This window comes from Pseudarthrobacter oxydans (genome assembly GCF_013314975.1).
Taxonomy (GTDB): Bacteria; Actinomycetota; Actinomycetes; order Actinomycetales; family Micrococcaceae; genus Arthrobacter; species Arthrobacter oxydans.
This window is the reverse complement of record NZ_JABTYH010000020.1, coordinates 1-18,470: the sequence shown is the minus strand read 5'-3', so window position 1 is coordinate 18,470 and position 18,470 is coordinate 1. Positions and strand designations below refer to the sequence as shown.

At 61.0% G+C, this 18,470-nt stretch carries 11 protein-coding genes, 1 tRNA gene and 1 pseudogene; 10 read left to right on the top strand and 3 right to left on the bottom strand.

The genetic code is table 11. From position 1 onward, the window contains the following. Positions 1-18: 18 nt before the first annotated feature. Complete coding sequence (pyk, locus tag HTS88_RS13600) at positions 19-1,509, top strand: pyruvate kinase (protein ID WP_174179224.1); 1,491 nt, start codon at positions 19-21, stop codon at positions 1,507-1,509. Between the two features lie 108 nt (positions 1,510-1,617). Here pyk and HTS88_RS13595 read toward each other — a convergent pair whose 3' ends face one another. Beyond that, complete coding sequence (locus HTS88_RS13595; protein WP_009358190.1) at positions 1,618-2,223, bottom strand: ANTAR domain-containing response regulator; 606 nt, start codon at positions 2,221-2,223, stop codon at positions 1,618-1,620. 203 nt (positions 2,224-2,426) lie between these two features. Between HTS88_RS13595 and HTS88_RS13590 the strand changes: the two genes are divergently transcribed. From HTS88_RS13590 to HTS88_RS13580, 3 genes are all read left to right on the top strand, one after another. Next, positions 2,427-2,508 (top strand) — tRNA-Leu (locus tag HTS88_RS13590). A gap of 86 nt (positions 2,509-2,594) precedes the next feature. Next, positions 2,595-3,725: a tyrosine-type recombinase/integrase gene (locus HTS88_RS13585; RefSeq protein ID WP_174179222.1), complete on the top strand. Its 1,131-nt coding sequence runs from the start codon at positions 2,595-2,597 to the stop codon at positions 3,723-3,725. A 581-nt stretch (positions 3,726-4,306) separates the two neighbouring features. Next, positions 4,307-5,152, top strand: a complete 846-nt coding sequence (locus HTS88_RS13580) for an HNH endonuclease family protein (RefSeq protein WP_343044967.1) — start codon at positions 4,307-4,309, stop codon at positions 5,150-5,152. A gap of 721 nt (positions 5,153-5,873) precedes the next feature. On the opposite strand, the gene HTS88_RS13575 is transcribed toward HTS88_RS13580, so the two are convergent. Then, on the bottom strand, positions 5,874-7,124 hold the full coding sequence (locus HTS88_RS13575; RefSeq protein WP_174179220.1) for an ROK family transcriptional regulator: 1,251 nt from the start codon (positions 7,122-7,124) through the stop codon (positions 5,874-5,876). A 174-nt stretch (positions 7,125-7,298) separates the two neighbouring features. Between HTS88_RS13575 and pulA the strand changes: the two genes are divergently transcribed. From pulA to HTS88_RS13545, 6 genes and pseudogenes are all read left to right on the top strand, one after another. Beyond that, positions 7,299-10,367 carry a pullulanase-type alpha-1,6-glucosidase gene (pulA, locus tag HTS88_RS13570; RefSeq protein WP_174179218.1) on the top strand — a complete coding sequence of 1,023 codons (3,069 nt, stop codon included), beginning with the start codon at positions 7,299-7,301 and terminating at the stop codon, positions 10,365-10,367. 781 nt (positions 10,368-11,148) lie between these two features. Then, positions 11,149-13,881, top strand: a complete 2,733-nt coding sequence (locus HTS88_RS13565; protein ID WP_343044966.1) for an alpha-amylase family glycosyl hydrolase — start codon at positions 11,149-11,151, stop codon at positions 13,879-13,881. 135 nt (positions 13,882-14,016) lie between these two features. Beyond that, positions 14,017-14,802, top strand: a complete 786-nt coding sequence (gene ppgK / locus HTS88_RS13560; RefSeq protein WP_174179214.1) for a polyphosphate--glucose phosphotransferase — start codon at positions 14,017-14,019, stop codon at positions 14,800-14,802. A gap of 444 nt (positions 14,803-15,246) precedes the next feature. Further along, a complete protein-coding gene (locus tag HTS88_RS13555; RefSeq protein ID WP_141001246.1) occupies positions 15,247-15,756 on the top strand; it encodes an alpha-amylase family glycosyl hydrolase in 510 nt (169 codons plus the stop codon). Further along, the gene (locus HTS88_RS13550; protein ID WP_174179212.1) at positions 15,753-16,511 is read left to right on the top strand and encodes a hypothetical protein; all 759 of its coding nucleotides are present in this window, start codon (positions 15,753-15,755) and stop codon (positions 16,509-16,511) included. Before HTS88_RS13555 ends, HTS88_RS13550 begins: the two co-directional genes overlap by 4 nt. Positions 16,512-16,720: 209 nt before the next feature. Beyond that, positions 16,721-16,999, top strand: a pseudogene (locus HTS88_RS13545) (ROK family protein); the annotation flags it as partial. A gap of 234 nt (positions 17,000-17,233) precedes the next feature. Here the strand turns inward: HTS88_RS13545 and HTS88_RS13540 are convergent. Next, positions 17,234-18,088: a carbohydrate kinase family protein gene (locus tag HTS88_RS13540; protein WP_141001242.1), complete on the bottom strand. Its 855-nt coding sequence runs from the start codon at positions 18,086-18,088 to the stop codon at positions 17,234-17,236. Positions 18,089-18,470 lie beyond the last annotated feature (382 nt).

Genomic DNA, 18,470 nt, shown 5'->3' with positions numbered 1-18,470 from the left:
GACCAATAGGGTAGGTATATGAGACGCGCAAAAATTGTGGCTACGTTCGGCCCGGCCATCGCCAGCTACGAAAACACACTCGCGGTACTGGAAGCCGGTGTTGACGTTGCCCGCATGAACATGAGCCACGGCGACTACTCCGTGCACGACAACACCTACGAGAACGTCCGCAAGGCAGCCGCGGACCTGGGCAAGGCCGTGGCCATCATGGCCGACCTCCAGGGTCCCAAGATCCGCCTGGGCCGCTTCGTTGACGGCCCGCACGCCCTCGCCGTTGGTGACACCTTCACCATCACCACCGAAGACGTTCCCGGCACCAAGGACATCTGCTCCACCACGCTGAAGAGCCTCACCGAGGACGTCAACGTGGGCGACGCCCTGCTGATCGACGACGGCAAGGTGGCCCTGCGTGCCACTGCCGTTGACGACGTCAAGGTGGTCGCCGAGGTGACCGTTGGCGGCATGGTGTCCAACAACAAGGGCATCAACCTTCCCGGCGTGGCCGTCAACGTGCCCGCGCTGAGCGAAAAGGATGAGGACGACCTCCGCTGGGCCATGCGCCGCGGTGTTGACCTGGTGGCACTGTCCTTCGTCCGCGACGCCTCGGACATTGTCCGCGTCCACGAGATCATGGACGAGGAAGGCCGCCGCGTGCCGGTCATCGCCAAGATCGAGAAGCCGCAGGCCGTGGAGCAGCTGCCCGAGATCATCGACGCGTTCGATGCCATCATGGTGGCCCGTGGCGACCTCGGTGTTGAGCTTCCCCTGGAGGAAGTGCCGATCGTCCAGAAGCGCGCCATCGAACTGGCCCGCCGCTGGGCCAAGCCGGTCATCGTGGCAACCCAGGTCCTGGAATCCATGATCGACAACCCGCGCCCCACCCGTGCAGAGGCCTCCGACTGCGCCAACGCCGTCCTCGACGGTGCGGACGCTGTGATGCTCTCCGGCGAGACCAGCGTGGGCAAGTATCCCATCGAGACCGTCAAGGTCATGGCCCGGATCATCGAGTCCACCGAGGTCCACGGCCTCGAGCGCGTCCCCCCGCTGGGTACCAAGCCCAAGACCCGTGGCGGCGCCATCACGCGTGCCGCCGTCGAAATTGCCGACCAGCTGGACGCAAAGTACATCTGTGCTTTCACCCAGTCCGGCGACTCCGCACGCCGCCTGTCCCGCCTGCGCCCCATCAAGCCCGTCTTCGCGTTCACCCCGGTGGAGCAGGTCTGGAACCAGCTGGCACTGACGTGGGGCATCCAGCCGGTCCTGGTCCAGATGGTGGACCACACCGACGAGATGACCGCGCAGGTTGACCGCAGCCTCATGGAGATGAACCTGGTGGACGACGGCGACCTGGTGGTTATCGCCGCCGGTTCGCCTCCCGGAAAGGCCGGTTCCACCAACTCGCTGAAGGTGCACAAGGTGGGCGACCTCGCCGACTCCACCCGCGTTGGCGAAGCAACCAGCAACAAGGAAAAGCTCGGCCCCTGGCCGGAAAAGAAGAAGAAGGCCTAAGGCTTTCGGACTGACGAAAAGGACCCCTGCCAACCGGCGGGGGTCCTTTTCGTTTGTGGTCTTATTGGTTGGGCCTGCCGGAATTTTGGCAGACCCAACCGGGCGGAACTAGTTGACCTGGTTGATGATGGTCTCGGCCACTTCGCGCATGCTCAGGCGGCGGTCCATGGAGGTCTTCTGGATCCAGCGGAAGGCTTCCGGCTCCGTAAGGCCCATCTTGGTGGTGAGCAGGCTCTTGGCGCGCTCCACGAGCTTGCGGGTGGCGAACTGCTCCTGGAGGTCGGAGACCTCGCTTTCCAGGGCCTTGATTTCCTCGTGGCGGGAGAGGGCGATCTCCAGTGCGGGGATGAGGTCTGCGGGGGTGAACGGCTTCACCACGTACGCCATGGCGCCGGCGTCGCGGGCACGCTCCACGAGTTCCTTCTGGCTGAACGCGGTCAGCAGCACCACAGGGGCGATGCGGGCCTTGACGATCTTCTCCGCGGCGGAGATGCCGTCCATCACGGGCATCTTGACGTCCATGAGGACGAGGTCCGGCTTCAGTTCCTCGGCGAGCTGGACGGCCTTCTCGCCGTTGTCCGCCTCACCCACAACGTCGTAGCCTTCGCCGCGCAGGATTTCGATGATGTCGAGGCGGATGAGGGTTTCATCCTCGGCCACAATGACGCGGCGCGCCGGCTGGGACGTGGGTTTTGACTCCGTCTGTTCAGTCACGGGATCTCCTTGGAAAGGTACGGCGGGGACATCACTATCTTAGGTGCGCCCGGTCCTGTACATAATCTGCATGGTCGGTTGCGGCGTCGGCGGCGCGATTCTGGAATTCAGCCTATCTGGCTGTAGAGTAATTCCGCGTACGTGAAGCGATCGCGTTGCTCACAATCAGCTGTGGGCGTACCGGGTTGCTTTGTGTATTCCGCGCCCGAGTGGCGGAATTGGCAGACGCGCCGCACTCAAAATGCGGTATCGAAAGGTGTGTGGGTTCGAGTCCCACCTCGGGCACAGCGTTTCCGCAGGTCAGAGGCCTGTTGAGCGGTCAGGTGTGTACAAAACCACCAAAAGTGTGTACACGAGCGTACCGTTTTTCTATGGCCAGCATCGCTACACGCACCAAAAAGGACGGTTCCAAGTCCTACATGGTGCGCTGGCGCGATCCGAAAACCAGGTCCAACCAAGGGCTCACCGTCAGCACCCTTATCGAAGCTGAGACGCTCAAGCGGCTGCTGGACGCAAACGGCCAGTCCTTCGAGATTGCACAGCATGCCATCCTCGCCAATGAGAAGCGCACACCGACTGTGGCTGAAGTCATTCAGGAACACATCGACCTGCTGATCCGGCCATCGAGCGGAACCACGAAGACGTACCAGACCATGCTGGACCTGCATATCCGGAACATCATCGGCCATGTACCGGTGGACAAGCTCGACTATCGACTGATCGCACACTGGGTGAAGTCGATGATGGCGAAGGCCAAGGCCCCCAAGACCATCCACAATGTCCACGGCCTGATTTCTGCCGCTATGAACACCGCGGAGATGCTCGGCTACATCACGCGGAACCCCTGCCGTGGGGTTCAGCTACCGGGCATTGAGAAGGCCGAGGACGAGGCGATGTTCCTCACCCATGCCGAGTTCAGCCTCATCATGGAGGGGATGGGGGAGCGGTACAAGGCCTTCACCAACTTCCTGGTCATGACCGGTACCCGCTTCGGTGAGGCAACCGCCCTTACCGTCGCCGACGTCGACCTGCTCTCAAAGCCGCCCACCGCCCGGATCAATAAGGCGTGGAAGCGGGACGGCCAGAACCAGTACTACATCGGGGCGACGAAGACCGGCGCAGGTAAGCGGACGATCGGGCTGAACCCCGCCCTGGTGGAGCTGCTGATCCCGTTGGTGGCGAGCAGGCCAGGAAACGAACTGGTGTTCACGACGCCCAAGGGCGGGCGCATCATCCACAAGCTCTACTGGCACCACTACTGGGTCCCTGCCGTTTGCACCGCCCGGGCAATCGGCCTGACCAAGAACCCACGCATCCACGACCTCCGCCACACCCACGCGTCCTGGCTGATCCAGGACGGCGTGCCCTTGTTCACCATCTCGCGGCGACTGGGGCATGCCTCTACACGGACTACTGAGCAGGTGTACGGGCACTTGATGCCGGAGGCGCTTCAGGCTGGTGCTGACGCCACTGAGCGGTCGATAACGGCTTTCATGCGGTAACGGTCTTGCTACTCAGGATCGCGGAATGTCTGTCCCCGGTTCGCTTGCCTGACGCGCAACGCCGGTCATGTCGGTGGCTCTCCAAGCCGTCATGGAAGTGGAAAGCAACGCTTCTTTTTGGAGATCCCGTGGATATTGAATTTTTTGAGCCCGCCGAAGCTGCCGCGCTGATGCGCTGCACAGAGTCATGGCTCCGCGACGGCGCCACAAGTGGACGCTTCCCCCATGCATGTTGGGGAAAGGGGAAGATCATCTTCACGTCCGAGCACATTATGGAAATCGCGAAGTTGAGTGAGATTCTCCCCGGCAGCACTGGTTCCTCGATCTCCGGCAGTGGGCCAGTGACGAGAGAAAGGCTCATCGGTACTCGGTCCAAAGTCAGACGGGCAGCGGCGCATTGAGTGAGCGTGACGTTTTCGTATGGGCCATGGTTTGAAAAGTTGAGGCAACCAGTGGCACCCGAAGCGGACTTCCGGACAGACCTATGGGCGCTGACGTGTGGCAGGTACCACGCACTCGGTTACCTGCGGCAGATGGTGGTCGAAGCTAGCGTGGAGCAGCTCCACCTAACCAGAAGGACCATGAAGACCACCTGTTCTCCCGCCAAAGTCCTGACCGCTGTCAGCGCGATGATGCTGGCTGGGTCCTTAGTAGGTTGTGGCGCCCTAGCCAACGATTTCGAAATCATTGGGGCCGCTCCAGAAGTCACCGCCGATGCGCCGGCCCCTGCTGGTGACGCGGCCAACGCCCTTGTACAACTGGAGAGCATTCCGGTGAAGGGTCGCGCCTCAAAGACTGGCTACACTCGCACCGAATTTGGACCGGCTTGGGCTGACGTTGATCGCAACGGCTGCGACAGCCGCAACGACATCCTCGCCCGCGACATGACGAACGAAACTTTCAAGCCAGGCACCAACAACTGTGTGGTCATGACAGGAACCCTCACCGATAAGTACACCGGCACCACGATTACCTTGACGCGTGGCCAGGACACCAGCTCGGATGTCCAGATCGACCACATCGTTGCCCTCAGCGATGCGTGGCAGAAGGGCGCCCAACAGCTCAACGCCGACCAGCGCGAGGAACTTGCTAACGACCCGCTCAATCTCATGGCTGCTGACGGCCCCACCAACAGTGCCAAAGGCGATAAAGACGCAGCCACGTGGCTGCCGCCAAACAGAGCTTTCCGATGCGAGTACGTCGCCCGCCAAACCGCCGTCAAGGCGAAATACCGTCTCTGGGTCACACAAGCGACGCGCCGCTGGCATATCTTTGTCCTAGTTGCCAGTTTGCGCCTCAGAGCCCTCAGCTCGTCCTTGGGAAACAGGGCTCCGGCATCAGCCTCTACCGCCACGGCGGGACGGCGGGCAGTTCGACGTATACGATCCCGTTTCCTGTTACCGCAACGGATTGAACAGAAGCGCTGACTGTTGCGGGAAGACTCGAAGCCTATCGCGCACTCTTCGCAATTCTTGATCACGATGGTTCATCAGTCCGGGAGCCGGTTTCGACATGACCAGACGTGAGCTGTCCTCACGCTGATGACCTTGGATGCCAGAGGTGTGAGGAGTTGATGGTGACGGGCAGGTGTGGAGGCAAACGATAACTGTGGCATCGTTATCGACACTGGGCGGTGGAGGATGGGGCCGGACTGCTGAATAGTGCCTCAGCTTCTGGCGCTATTGGCGCAGAGGGAGGACAGGCAGGCTCGGACGCTTAAACCTGCAGCTCGGATTCCTAGTTGCCCAAATGGCAGCTAGGCAGTTGCGCAACGTTGCCCAAATGGCAGCTAGGCAGTTGCGCAACACGCTGTTGCTCAATTGCCAGGCACCCGTCGACAAAGGCTCAACAATCGGGGCGGCCGTCAGGATTGAATCTAAGACTTTCCACTGGGCATGTGCAGAAACTCGCTTACGAACCCTATTCTGACGGACTTTTCAGCGTTTCCTGACGTCAGGTTGAGGTGTACTTCAAACCTGATTGGACTCCTCGCCAGAGGATTACCCATCAGCGCTAAATGAGCGGTTAAACCGAGGGTGATCTAGGACGACATTGACGGGGCTCTTCACTCAGGACGAGTCACGAGACGTATTGCTAGCTAAGAGCAGCAGGACACTTTTTCCTCGAACTGGAGACTTGTTGCCCGGTCTAGAGCGCGTTCGGGCTGGCTCCGTTCAACTCAAGGTCTAGGCTGTTTTTCTCAACGTAGTCCAGCGCGCTCCTCGTGGCACCTACGGCAACTATCGAATCTCCCAGCGGAGAAACGGCGATCCGTGGCGGGGTTGCCGTGAATTCTTTCAGTCGTTCGGCGATAGGTTCGATCAGTACTGCGGCGGATTTTGCCACGGCGCCGCCGATGACGACGAGTTCGGGGTTGAAGATGGTGGCTACCGCTCCGATGACCCTGGCCATCCTGTCCGCGAGACGGTTCATGATCTTTACGGCCACCTTGTCCCCATCTGCGGCTGCGGCAAAAACATGTTCGGCTTCGATGCCCTCCTGCGCATGTGTTCGGAGGCTTGTCTTGGCTTTGCCGGCGAGAGCTTCGGTGGCCCATGTTCTGGCCATGTAGGCGATACCAAAGGTAGCTCCTACACCCTCCACGTGTTCCAGGAATTCCAACTCGCCTGCGCCGCCTTGGCTGCCGTGGAGGAGCCGCCCGCCGTCGATGACTCCGGAACCAAAGCGTTCGCTGGAGAGGATCACCACGACGTCGTCCACGCCGGCCGATGCGCCGCGCCAGCGTTCACCCAGTGCAGCAAGGTTTGCATCGTTTTCCAGCAGCACCTTCCACCCGTGGCGGTCCTGGAAGGCGGCTTTGAGGTCTACGTCAAATAGCTGCCAGAAGCGTTGGGTGGCCAATACTTCACCCTTTCGGTCAACGGGTGCTGCTATTCCGATGCTCACGGCAAGCACCTTGTTGGCAGAAACACCCGCATTTTGAAGGGCGGCCATCGCCGCCCGATCGATAAAGGCAAGGCGTTCCTCGGCAGTCATCTGGTCCCCGGGGATGCGGTTTTCAGCCCTGATCCGAACGCCGGGAAATGGCAGGCTTGCCCTTCCGACAGTTTCCCCCCGGAGGTTTGATACCACGGCAGTGGCCTTTGCGATTCCCACGTCCAGGCCAAGAACGAAACCGGCACTTTCGTTCAGCTCGAACCTACGGCCGGGCCGCCCTTTCTGATACTCGCCAAAAGCCCGCTGGTTCTCCAGTTCCGTGACCCATCCCCGTTCCATCAGCTCCTCGCACACTGATAGGGCAGTGGCCCGCGCGAGTCCGGTTGCCTGCATGACCTCGGTAACCGTCACTGCACGCGAAGCACGGATGAAGTCCAGAACGGCACTGGCGCTTGCTCTGCGCAGCAGCTGGGGACCGGGCGTTGAGTTCACAGAAGACATAGGTATTGACCTCTTTCTGAGTTACGCCCCATAATACTGGAACGACTAAATTTTAGTCTCGAATTAACACGTCCACTGGTACTTAAGCTCCTCTCCGGCGCGCTGCCCGTATTTCGTACGGTTTCCTTTACTCACAACTTCCGGGCCCAGTGTGGGTTCGGTCAGGAGTCAACGATGATCCAACAAGTTTCAATGAGAGGCCACAGGCGAAAAGCGCTGATAACGGCTGCCATTGGCACCAGTATTTCCGCTGCACTCGCAGGTACGGCCTTACCCGCAATTGCTGCGCATACGCAGTTGCCGAGTTCCGTAACCCTTGTCGGTTCACTTCAGGATGAACTGGGATGTGCAGGGGAGTGGCAGGCTGACTGTGCGGCTACGCGGCTTCAATCTGTCCCTGGGACCGAAGGTCTTTATCAGGCGACCTTCGATATTCCGGCAGGAAGCTATGAGGTCAAGACTGCCCTGAACGACTCCTGGACGGAGAACTACGGTGCGGATGGAGTTGCCGGCGGGGCGAATATCGTGGTCCAGGCACCGGGAGGTCGCGTCACGTTCACTTACGACCACAACACGCACCGGTTGAGCGACGATCTGCCTGAGTCCTTGGGTGGTGCCGCTGCGGGGCATTGGCTTACGTCGGACATGATCGCGTGGAAGGGATTTGACCCGGCTCAGGCACCGTCATTCCAGCTCTACACTGCCGAAAATGGGGGCCTCACGGTCTCCGACGGGAAGATACTCGGGGGAACGGGCAAGGAACTCAGCCTCATGCCTTCCGGGCTTGACGGTGCGCTGGCCGGCAAATATCCGCACCTGGCCGGGTCCACGGTATTGAGACTGCCCGCGGAGGCGGCACGGGAAGCGCGGGAACTTCTCAAGGGCCAGCTGATTCTGGCAGCCCATGATGCGGCAGGCAACGCTGTTGCAACGACCGGTGTTCAGATCCCAGGGGTCCTGGACGAGGTGTATGCCTCTGCTGCAAAGCGGGACCTCGGACTGCGCTGGAAGGGCGATCGGCCGGAGCTCTCCCTGTGGGCGCCCACCGCGCGCAACGTAACACTGCATGTTTATGACAACGGATCCGGCGGAGAACCCAAAGCCAGCGTCACGATGAAGGATGGCCGGGACGGCGTGTGGTCAGTCCTGGGCGACAAGGGCTGGGAGGGAGACTACTATCTCTTCGAAGTGGAAGTTTTCGTCCCCGAGACAGGAAAAGTCGAGAAAAACTTCGTCACCGATCCTTACAGTGTGGGATTGTCAACGAACTCCGAGCGCAGTCTCCTCCTAAACTTGGCGGACCCGGCCCTCGCTCCCGCCGATTGGGAGAAAATCGCCAAGCCGGTGGTCGAAAAACCTGAGGACCTTTCCATCTACGAACTGCACGTCCGTGATTTCTCAATCACTGACGAGACTGTCCCGTCCACGGACCGTGGAACCTACAAGGCCTTCACCCACCAAGGCAGCGACGGCATGCGCCACCTGCAGGAAATGACGAAGTCCGGCATCAACGCCGTGCACCTTCTCCCGGTAAATGACATTGCCACCATCGAAGAACGTCGCGAACTGCGTCAGGAACCGCAATGTGATCTGCCGGCCCTTCCCCCGGACAGCGAAGAACAGCAGGCCTGCGTAGGTGCCGTTGCTGCCAAGGACGGGTTTAACTGGGGTTACGATCCCCTGCACTACACAACCCCCGAGGGGTCGTACGCCACTAATCCCGAGGGAGCCATCAGAACCCTCGAATTCCGTGAAATGGTCGCAGGGCTAAACAAGTCAGGGGCCCGCGTGATCCAGGACGTGGTCTACAACCACACTTCCGGCGCCGGACAGAACTCCTCCCACAACCTGGACCGCATCGTCCCGGGCTACTACCACAGGCTCAACCCGACCACCGGCGCGTTGGAGACTTCGACCTGCTGCGCCAACACTGCAACGGAAAACACCATGATGGGAAAGCTCATGGTCGATTCCCTCGTCACGCTGGCCAAGACATACAAATTGGACGGCTTCCGCTTTGACCTGATGGGGCACCATACCAAGCAGAACCTCCTCGATGTCAGGGCAGCGCTGGACCAGCTGACACTCCAGCGGGATGGAGTGGACGGTAAGAACATCTACCTCTACGGGGAAGGGTGGGAATTCGGGGAAGTCGCTAACGACGCACGCTTCGTGCAGGCTACTCAGCAGAACATGGCCGGCACAGGAATTGGCACCTTCAGCGACCGTCTCCGTGACGCCGTCCGCGGCGGTGGCCCCTTTGACGAGGACCCGCGCGTCCAAGGCTTCGCCTCCGGGCTCTTTACCGATCCGAACGTGTCCCCGGCCAGCGGAACCCCGGAGGAACAGCGAGCCACGCTCCTGCTCGCCCAGGACCAGATTAAAGTAGGCCTCACCGGAAACCTGAAGGACTACTCATTCATCGACCGGACCGGGGCCACCGTCAAGGGATCGGACGTTCGCTATGGGGGCGAGCCCGCCGGATACACGGCAGACCCCTCTGAAGTCATCAGCTATGTGGATGCGCACGATAATGAAACCCTGTTCGACGCACTGACGCTGAAGCTCCCCCAGGGGACCTCCATGGAGGATCGCATCAGGATGAACACCCTCGCCCTGAGCACCACGGCCTTCGGTCAAGGCGTTTCGTTCTGGCATGCAGGCACAGAAAACCTGCGCAGCAAGTCGCTGGATCGAAACAGTTACGACTCCGGTGACTGGTTCAACGTGCTGGATCACACCGGCACCACGAACGGATTTGCCCGGGGCCTGCCGCCCGAGCGGGACAACAGGGACAAATATCCGTACATGAAGTCCCTGCTCGCAGACCCGACCCTGAGCCCGCAACCGGCACATATCGCAGCTTCCCGTGAGCGCGCGAAAGAGCTCCTCGAAATCCGCAAGAGCTCCCCGCTGTTCCACCTCGGGGACGCCAAACTCATCCAGCAAAAGCTCTCCTTCCCCTCAGCTGGCCCAGACCAGGCCCCCGGGGTGGTCGTGATGCGACTGGATGACACCGTGGGCTCTGACGTCGACAAGGACCTCAAGGGCATGGTCGTCATCTTCAATGCCTCGGACGAGGCGGCGATCCAGGCCGTTCCGGGCGCAGCGGGCGCGAGCTACAGCCTGCATTCGGTGCAGGCTTCAGGGGCTGACCCGATTGTGAAGACAGCAGCCTATGATCCCGCCGGCGGTTCATTCACAGTCCCCGCTCGGACCGTAGCCGTCTTCCAGGCGAAGTAAACCCACGGGGCCGGCAGAGCCACTCTGCCGGCCCCGTGCCCCCTGCAGTGAGAAAGGGAAACACTCACATGCAACTGGTTGTCCGTCTCCCGCCCGAGACCTGCTCTGGGAGGGACGTGGAGGTCCGGCTTAATGAAGCGATCGACACCGCCATGAGCGCCGGCAGGGGAACGGAGCGGAGGGGCGCTGGTCACCAGGCACTCGCCCGCACACTTCACCGTCGCAATCACCGCCCAGGTCCTTTATGGCTGGGTAAGAGAACAAGACGAGACATGACCGGCCACACTCGCATCACCAACAATTCTGACGAGTCCACAGGGAAATATGATGCACCAAGATCACACCAGCAAAGACGAACACAACTCCTCCGACACCGAGGACGCCCGGTGGGAAAGGCTTTGGGAACCGGCAGCCCGCCACTACCGGCCCATAGAACACCCACACCCCACACCAGACGCTGCGGGAATGACGGCTGCTTCCTACCCCAGCTAGCTAGCAGGCGTTGCATACACTGACGGAACCCGGCTGAGCGAATTCCGCAATACAACCGCCGGTTCTGAACTCCGGAGAAGCACAGCCATCAATGAGTGGGGCGCCCAGCACTCACCGGTCGGCAGGACCCATCCATTTACGCCAGCACTCACAGCCGGCGACTTGGCCCCCAAAGCAGAGTCGCTTAGCGAAAGGTTCCACCTTGCTACTCCACAACAATAAATCCGGTACTCCGCACCCCAGCCGAAACTCAAGCCGGCGGAAGTCGCTCAGCCGCTCGGCTGCCGTTGTGCTCGCCACAGCGGTGGTGACGGTGTCCACCGTCCTGCCTGCCAGTGCTGGAGCGGTGAGCACCAATAAGCCTGCTCCTGATCCGGCGGCCCAGCATTCGGTCCGCGGCGGCGTCAGTGATCAGAACTTCTACTTCGTCATGCCCGACCGCTTCAACAACGGAAGCAAAGCCAATGACGAGGGAGGGCTGGGTTCCGATCCGATGGTGTCCGGCTACGATCCCACCCGCAAGGGGTTCTTCAACGGTGGGGACCTGAAGGGCCTGCAGGACCGTTTGGACTACATCCAGGGCCTGGGAACCAACGCCGTGTGGCTTACGCCTAGCTTCAAGAACAAGGCCGTCCAGGGCGGCGGGCAGCTGGAGAACAGCTCGGCGGGCTACCACGGTTACTGGGTCACCGACTTCACCCAGATTGATCCGCACATGGGCACCAACGCCGAGTTGAAGGCGCTCATCGACGCTGCCCATGCCCGCGGCATGAAGGTCTACTTCGACATCATCACTAACCACACCGCCGATGTCATCCAGTATCAGGAAGCATCGTCCGCTCCCTACATTTCCAAGGAGACCGAGCCCTACCGCACCGCCACCGGCGAGGCGTTCGACGACCAAGACTACGCCGGCACCCAGGACTTCCCCGCGCTGGATGCCGCAACGTCTTTCCCGTACACGCCAGTGACCCCGGCCGCCGAGCAGGACGTCAAAGTTCCAGCGTGGCTCAATGACCCCACGCTCTACCACAACCGAGGCAACACCACCTTCGCCGGCGAGGACGCCCTCTACGGCGACTTCTCCGGATTGGATGACCTGTTCACGGAGAACCCCCGCGTCGTCAACGGGATGATGGACATCTACAAGACATGGATCCGCGACTTCGGAATCGACGGCTTCCGCATCGACACCATGAAGCACGTCAATGACGAGTTCTGGCAGCAGTTCGGGCCCCAGGTGCTCAGCTACGCCAAGGAACAGGGCAAGGACGAATTCTTCATGTTCGGCGAAGTCTTCGATACCTCCAAGAGCGTCACGTCCAAGTTCACCACCAAGAACCGCATGCAGGCAGTCCTGGACTTCGGCTTCCAAGGAGCGGCCCGCAGCTTCGCCTCACAGAGCAGCAAGGCCACCGGATTGGCCGACTTCTTCTCCGGCGATGACTGGTACACCGACGCCGATTCCAACGTCTACCAACTGCCCACCTTCCTGGGCAACCACGACATAGGCCGCATCGGCACATTCATCGCCCAGGACAACGCCGGAGCCCCCGACACAGAACTCGTCGAACGCGACGAACTTGCCCACGAACTGATGTACTTCTCACGCGGAAACCCAGTCGTCTACTACGGCGACGAGCAAGGCTTTACCGGCGCGGGCGGAGACCAGGACTCGCGGCAGTCGCTGTTCGCCAGCCAGGTCCAGGAGTACCTGGACGATGACCTTCTGGGCACCGGTTCCACACACGCGACCGACAACTTCGACACCGGGCACCCCCTGTACCGGAAGATCAGCGAACTCGCTGCACTGACCGCCAAGCACCCCACGCTCCGCGACGGCGCCCAGCAGAACCGCTACGCCGCCGATGGCGCCGGGATCTATGCTTTCTCCAGGATCGATGCCAAGGACCAGCGCGAATACATCGTGGCCCTGAACAACAGCGAAACCGCTCAGACCGCGGCAATCCCCACATACGAGACGAAGCAGCCGTTCGGGCTGGTCTATGGTGAGGCTGCGACTCAGGTCAAGACCGACGCGCAGGCAAATCTCACGGTCACAGTCCCGCCGCTGTCCGCCGTGGTGTATGAAGCGAAGGGGAAGCTCGCAAAGTCCAAGGCGGCGCCCGCCGTCGCACTTACGAAGCCGGTCATGGCATCTGGTGACGCTGACCGCCTTAAGGTGACGGCCGACGTCGACGGTAACTCGTTCTACGAAGTCACCTTCCAGGCCCGGACCGGGGCGGGCGAGTGGCAGGCAATCGGCACGGACGACAACGCCCCGTATCAGGTGTTCCATGAAGTGTCCGCAATCGAGTCCGGGACCTCGGTGGAGTACCGCGCGGTAGTGCTGGACAACCAGGGGCAGACGTCAACGAGCGAGCCGCGCAGCGGTGTCGTCGGCGAGCCTGCCCAGCCCACAACCGTCAGCGTTGCCGGCAGCCTCAACACTGAACTGGGCTGCACGGAGGACTGGCAGCCCTCGTGCGAGCAGGCGCTTATGAGCTATGAGCCGGCCCACCGGCTGTGGCAGCTGAACGTACCAAACCTGCCAGCAGGCACATACGAGTTCAAGGCAGCGCTCAACGGGACGCTGGATGAGAACTACGGTGCCGGTGGTCAGCCGAACGGGACGAACGTCCAGATCGAACATGCAGGCGGCGCCGTCACGTTCCTCTACGACCACGCCACCAACATGATCAGCGCCCTGACCGCGGGCCAGCAGCCGGCCGCCGTATCCGTGGCCGGTAGCTTGAACGCCGAACTCGGGTGCGCAGGCGACTGGATGCCCGACTGCAGTCAGGCCCAGCTGACGCTGGACCCGTCAGATGGCATCTGGAAGCTGGTTATTCCGGACCTGGCCGCGGGAAGCTATGAATTCAAGGCCGCGATCAACGGCTCCTGGAGTGAGAACTACGGCTTGGGCGGCGCCGCCAACGGCAGCAACATCGCGCTGAACCACGCCGGCGGCACGGCCACCTTCAGGTACGACCCCGCCAGCCACCTGATGACGGTGCGCTAACTCCAAAAAAGCTAACGTGCATTTGTGGTCGTTCCGAGGCCCGGAACGACCACAAATGCCCCACAGCAGCATACGGCGGGAACCCAAGCCGTGACAGCGAGATGCTGACCTCACGAACCAATGAAAGAGCGGACCATGACGGCCAGCAACACCGCAACAAGGGGCCCTTCCATCGGCATTGACATCGGCGGTACCGGCATCAAGGGCGGAATCGTCGACCTCGAAGAAGGCAAGGTCAAGGGAAACTGCCTACGCCTCGCAACGCCCCAGCCAGCTAACCCCGACACCGTCGGTGACGTTGTCGCCCGGATCGTCGATGAGCTTGTCGCAGGAAACGAAGACCTGGACCGCACGTCGACTGTAGGCGTGACTTTTCCAGGCATCGTCCAGCACGGATTTTCGCGATCAACCGCGAACGTTGACAAAGCCTTTCTCAACTTCGACATCAACACCTACTTCACGGAACGCCTTCGCCGACCAGTGGCCGTCATCAACGATGCCGATGCGGCAGGACTCGCAGAAGCCAGATGCGGCGCCGGAGAAGGAACAAATGGAACCGTCCTTGTCATCACCCTGGGAACAGGGATCGGATCAGCACTGATCTATGACGGGAAGCTTGTGCCCAATGCCGAGCTCGGCCACCTTTCCATCGACGGCTTCGACGCCGAAATCAAAGCATCCGCCGTCGCACGAGAACGCGACAGACTGACCTGGAAGCAATACAGCGTCCGATTGCAGCGCTACTTCTCTGAACTCGAATTCATCTTCTCGCCCGAACTGATCATCGTCGGCGGCGGCATCTCCGAACGGACGGATGAATACCTGCCCCTCCTTACGCTGCGAACCCCGATAACACCGGCAAAGCTAAGAAACGAGGCGGGCATCGTCGGCGCTGCCCTACAAGCCGCGTCCACTCCTTGACCACCTGCGTCCTCAGCACGATGCTCGAAGTGACGGGACTATTCCACTACGAGATTTACATAACGATCACCGGTGAAAAGAGCGGCGATCAACTCGGGTTTGAAACTCCTCTACTTCTGGCACCCCACCAGCCTTGGAGCGCCGGCACCGCAATGCGATTGCGCGGAGAAGCGGCCTGGGCGTCTCGGAGCTGCTCCGAGCCTGGCGCGAGATCGACGACGTGGACGCCGTCGACTGATGAAGGCCTCGATCCCCTCCGGCTGCCTCTGCCCGAGGCAGCCGGAGGACCCAGCGCAGACGCGCATCTGCAGGCGAACCACGCGCTCACGACACCGGTCAACGCCCGAAGCCGGTGCGGGGACATGCACGCGCTACGAGTCAGTCCGCCGTCTCAAACAATGCAGCACATCCTGGAACAAGCAAAAGGCCAACAGGGGAAGCACGATGAACCTTCTGACCAACACGCACGACCAGTGGTGGCGCGATGCCGTCGTCTACCAGGTGTACCCGCGTTCCTTCGCGGACTCGAACGGCGACGGGATGGGCGACCTGCCCGGCGTCACTTCCCGGCTGCGATACCTCACAGAGCTCGGCGTCCACGCCATCTGGCTCTCGCCCTTCTACACCTCCCCCGCAGAACGACGGCGGCTACGACGTCTCCGATACACCGATGTCGACCCCCGCTTCGACCCCCTCGGGGACGCCGACGAGCTAATCGCCCGCGCCCACGAACTCGGCATCAAGGTGATCGCCGACATCGTCCCCAATTACTCCTCCAGCGAGCACCCGTCGTTCCAGCATTCCCTCGCCGCCGGTCCGGGTTCGCCCGAGCGGGAGATGTACATCATCGCCGACGGCAAGGGCGATGATGGCGAGCTGCCTCCGAACAACTGGACCTCTATCTTCCACGGCCCCGCCTGGACCCGCGTGGCGAGTCGTTTGAATCAGCCATGACCCTCCATGAGTTCACTCGTCGTACGACAGCGCTTCATGATGCGCTGCAGCAGCAGGGAGTAATCGGGCTCTTGATGCTTGGATCCAGCGCATTTGAGACGCGCCGGGATGAGTGGTCGGATCATGATTTCTTTGTCATTACCGAACCGGACGATGTGGCTCGCGTGCGCAATGTCATGGCGTGGATCCCAGATTCTGAACGCGTTGTTTCGCTGGCGCGTGAAGGGTCGATGGGCTTCAGCGTGCTTTTCGATGACGGCCACATTTTCGAGTTTGCCGTCGGGCAGCTGAAGGAGTATCAGGGCATAGCAATCTCACCGGATCACTCTGCCCTGATTGATGACGGTCCCGTGCAGACACTTGTGGAAGACGCCGCTGGTGTACCCGTTACCCCCTCGGACCCGCTCAATGAGGTCCTGCTCGCATTAACGAAGCTGCTGATCGGTGTTGGGCGGGCCCGCCGTGGAGAGATTATCAACGGCGGCCAGATGGTACGAACTTGGGCGCTCAACCATCTTCTACGGGCGCTGCGCGATTTATTGGAGGACAGTGCGGGCTCGGAGCCGCTTGACCCTACACGCCGATTTGAAACTGCGCATCCCGAAATTGGCGCTGCCATCAGCGCTGCGATTGACCGGCCAACCGAGGATTGCGCAAAGCAACTGCACTCCCTCATAAAGGAAGTCCTAGCTCCGCGATGGGAGCAGTTTCCCCATGCTGCGCACGCTACTGTTGCCCGACGACTCGGATGGTAAGGCGGTAAAGCCTGATCACCACTTCACAATGACCCTAAAGGTCACTGAAAGCCCTGCGTCTCAGGCTGCGGGTGGCCCACTATGTGCCGGAGTTCGTGGACTGCCCGACCGGGGGTGTACGAGTAATACTTGAACGTAGCAAGGTCCGCTGGTCTCAAGCACAATAGGCTCCTGAAGGTTTTCATCAGCAGCGTCCGACGAGCTATTACGGGAAGCTCGTGCCCAATGCCGAGCTCGGCAACCTTTCCATCGACGGCTTCGACGCCGAAATCAAAGCATCCGCCGTCGCACGAGAACGCTACAGCCTCACCTGGGAGCTACACAGCGTCCGATTCTCGCCCAAACTGATCATCGTCGGCCGCGGCATCCTCCGAAGGACGGATGAATACCTGTCCCTCCTTAGGCTGCGAACCCCGATAACACCGGCAAAGCTTAGAAACGAAGCGGGCATCGTCGGCGCGGCCTTACAAGCCGCGTCTACTTCTTGACCACCTGCGTCCTCAAAAAACGATGCTCGAAGTGACGGGACGATTCCACTTCCAGATTTACATACGATCACCGGTGAAAAGAGCGGCGATCAACTCGGGTTGAAAACTCCTCTACTTCTGGCACCCCACCAGCCCTGGAGCGCCGGCACCGCAATGCGATTGCGCGGAGCAGCAGCCTGGCTGAATACGAAGCAGGCACCCCTTCTGCTCCTTATTCAGCCGCCGAATGCTTAGTCAATGAGCGAGTACTGGATGAAGGTGTTCACTCTCAATCGCAAGGCTGGCCTGCATCGCTGCTGCCTTGAGTGCGTCGCCAACTGACGCGGCGCGAAGGGACGCAGCCAGAAAGCCAGCCATGAACGCGTCGCCGGCGCCGTTGGTATCCACCACATGAGCAGGAACTGCTGCTACCTCATGCTGAGTCCCGTCACTTTCCAGCGCGACTGCACCATGCGCCCCGCGTGTGCAGACAGCCAGCCGAGGGCCCCGCTCAAGGCAGGAACGCATGAGCTTCCAAGGATCGTCGGTCTTGTCGTCGTTCATGAACACAACCTCGGCCGCAGACAGGAATGGCTCATGGAACGTCGAAGACCCGTCGTAGTCGTGGAGGTCCACCCACAGCGGCGTCTGACGGATCTCTTCGCGTTCCAGCAGCAGCGCGCCAAGCTCGCTCAGATCGATCACCGCGAGATCCGCTGCCGCCACCAGGGCGCCGGCAGCCTCGAGTTCATGCCCGGAGGGTGTGGAAGGCACGGAAACATAGATGGATATCCGGCGGCCGTCATCGGTCATGAGATTAACGTGGCGCTCGGTCCGTTCAGACGCAATGGCTTCGAGGGTAACACCAGCGGTGGTGAGGGCACGGCGGACCCGTCCGCCATCGTCGTCAGACCCAAGAGGAGAGCACAAGCGCACTCCGACGCCGAGATCCGCAAGATGCAGAGCCTTGCCCGCGGAGGTGCCCCCGATCGTTTGCCAGGAGCGTCGTGCGAACTGCATGTGCGGGACAGGCGCGGGGAGTTCGTCAAGGAGGATGAGGTGATTCCACGAGGCAGGGCCGCAAACAACGACCGTGGGCAAAACAAGCATGACCTAATTCAAACACGTTCACATCTAGGCGTTGCGGGCGCTGCTTAGGGGACGGCAGGAAAAAGAAAAGTCTGGAGCTTCTCACAGCCACTTTTACTCCTGCGCTCTCCAAAAACGCCGATAATGGATATTCCGTCAACCCGGCGAGGCTCGGACAAGCTGCGCTGATGACTTTGTTCCGTCCACAGTTGGGGTCAATTTGGGTTATCCACGGCTGAATTGAATATTGGGAGCCCCTGGATTAGCTCCCGGAGCAGCAGTAGCGGTGGAAACCCATGAGAATTGTCCCTGGGTGTGGGCGGCGGTGGAACCCAGCCTCTCAGTGGACTCGGATTGAATTCCCTTATTTCTGGGGCCCAACAAGGCCGTCTGTGTCAGGTTG